Source organism: Psychrobacter sp. 1Y4 (assembly GCF_051847555.1).
The window spans coordinates 1-598 of sequence record NZ_JBPYDE010000840.1 but is presented as its reverse complement, the minus strand read 5'-3'; the positions used below and the strand labels follow the sequence as shown (position 1 = coordinate 598).

1 protein-coding gene is annotated in these 598 nt (G+C 48.2%); it reads left to right on the top strand.

Annotation, left to right across the window (positions count from 1 at the left end; translation table 11 throughout):
- Positions 1 to 598, top strand: a 598-nt coding sequence (locus tag ACS8FC_RS19165) for a MutS-related protein (protein WP_439297958.1), incomplete at both ends; no start/stop codon positions are given.

Here is a 598-nt window from a genome sequence, read left to right as displayed (position 1 = left end):
AGAAGTCGAGACAGAATATCTGAGTGCGCAATCTTTGGCATTGGCTCGCGAGAAAACGCTGTACCAAGCGCTGCTCAACCAACTAAACGAGAACTTGGCTGAGCTACAACAACTGAGCGCTGCTATTGCCCAAATCGATGTCCTGAGTAATTGGGCGCAGCTTGCGACGACTTATCATTGGCAACGCCCAGTTATGAGAGGAGTTTCAGAAAACCAAAATAAACCTATAGTCAAAAATCAGACCCATATTGATATCCGCCAAGGTCGTCATGTCGTGGTCGAAGCGGCCTTAAATCAAGCGAACGCGAACAATTGGAACGGTGCTACATCAAGTACAAACCATTTTGTCGCGAACGACTGCTTGCTAGGTAGAGCCAATGCTGATGAAGGACATCCTGAAAGACTGCTCCTCATCACTGGCCCTAATATGGGTGGTAAGTCTACCTATATGCGCCAAACAGCGCTGATTGTTTTGCTTGCTCATTGCGGGAGCTTTGTGCCCGCTGAGCATGCGCATATTGGTGACATAGATCGGATATTTACCCGTATCGGCTCAGCGGATGATTTGGCTGGTGGCAAATCTACCTTTATGGTGGAG